The sequence below is a fragment of the Enterobacter sp. AG326 genome (genome assembly GCF_004362415.1).
In the GTDB taxonomy this organism is placed as follows: domain Bacteria; phylum Pseudomonadota; class Gammaproteobacteria; order Enterobacterales; family Enterobacteriaceae; genus Enterobacter; species Enterobacter asburiae.
Genome location: NZ_SNXG01000025.1, coordinates 1 through 1657 on the forward strand (window position 1 = coordinate 1; position 1657 = coordinate 1657).

The following is a 1657-nucleotide window of genomic DNA, read 5'->3' on the forward strand; positions in this document are numbered from 1 at the left end:
TGGTGTTGCAACCATTTGTCTGCACCATAATCACCATTTTCATAAGCGATCTGAGTTATTCTCTTTAATTGCATTACTTTCTCTCGGACAGATTGCAGTCTAATTCTATCTACTGAGTTAATGTCCGGTGTTTCATTATCACATTCAATAAGATGATTAATTTTTGCACAAGGATTGATTAAATAGTTATGTACACAGTAACCAAATTCAGTTAAGTGTATTGCACCTTGATTAAGGTTATCAAAATCAATTGTCAATTCATTTGTGGGTATTGACTCCCTTTGACAGTAATTACTCCTATTCAATTTAATAGCTTTGATTTTATCTAACATATCTTCTTCCGACACATGGTTATAAACTCTGTTCTGATTCGCATTGATACGACCAGACCATTTAGCTATATCCAGTTCAGACATTTCACCATAATGGGCTATTGTGTTTAAAAGGTGCCGTGGCTGGTGTGAGCGAATAAGTAGTGGTTTACCTTCATCATCATAATATCCATATCGGGAAAATATATTTTTATAATTCATCTCATAGCTTTTTTTTCTTTGTATGTCACTGAAAAAGAAACTTTTAGTAGGTTTGTAAAATGTGAAAATTGAAGTCATTCTTGATAAAGAAAATTGATCAGTATTGAGCAAGCATAAAGCATTACTAAATTTTATGGATTTTTCTTTATCATACCATGGAAAATCTCTGCTAAAATTAGAACTAATAATTTCCCACAAATTACTCAATGAATAGTTGTAATCATTGTGGTTTAAGAAACTTTTCCCACCATCCAAACTCGTTCTTTTAATTTTTAAAACACATGATTTATGATCAAATAAATTATACCCCAGTGCCTGGCAAACTTGTACAACGGTCAATTTAGCTTTTTCATCGACTGTCGGGCAAAGCTCATGTCGGTAAAATTTATCCGGGTACTTTTCGCACCAGTAAGCAAGTGCTCTTGCATTTTGTGATAAGGAAAGTAATCTTCTAATTGCTTTCTTTGCAACTGGTATCATAACCCGTGGAATCCATTTGATATTAGGGCCATACCCTTTTACCGAATAAAATCTCAAACCATATCTTTCGATACCCTTGCCATCTATTTGTGTAATCTCACAATCAGCAGGTAAGGCTAAAATTTCAGAAATTCTGCTCGGACAACAAAGTAGAAGTGCAAATACTGAACTGGTGAACATATCCCTTGGACTCAGTAACTCATCATTTTGAGAAAAAATATCAGCAATAGCGAGCAATGCTTCTTCATCTGGTAACTTATCGCTTCGGTGATAATCCTCAATCTCAGGAAGATAATTGTTTTTGACTTTCTGTTTTACATGGTTTTTCCATGAGATATATCCTGACTTCACAAGATTATGTTCATATAGAAACTTTGATATTTTTTCAAGCTGTATTCCACATTTAGCCAAAACGTTACCTTCAAAATATTTACTCCCGATCTGCATTGCCTCATCGAAAACAACGGCTGTAACATTATAAATGAGACCAGTGTTCTGAACCTGCAAAAGGGCCTGTTCGAGGCATCGCAAAGCCATCATAATAACCCCATAGTTTTTTAATGGTTTCAATGAGTGTTGATATCTGATATATGCTTTCGCAAAATTGATATAATCTTCGTGCATTGCATCAATGGAATCAAAGA

The 1657-nt window shown here is 34.3% G+C and carries 1 protein-coding gene; it reads right to left on the reverse strand.

Annotated elements, in window-relative coordinates:
* On the reverse strand, window positions 1-1657 hold a 1657-nt coding region (locus DFO52_RS23050; protein WP_208110490.1), incomplete at both ends, for a DNA-binding protein.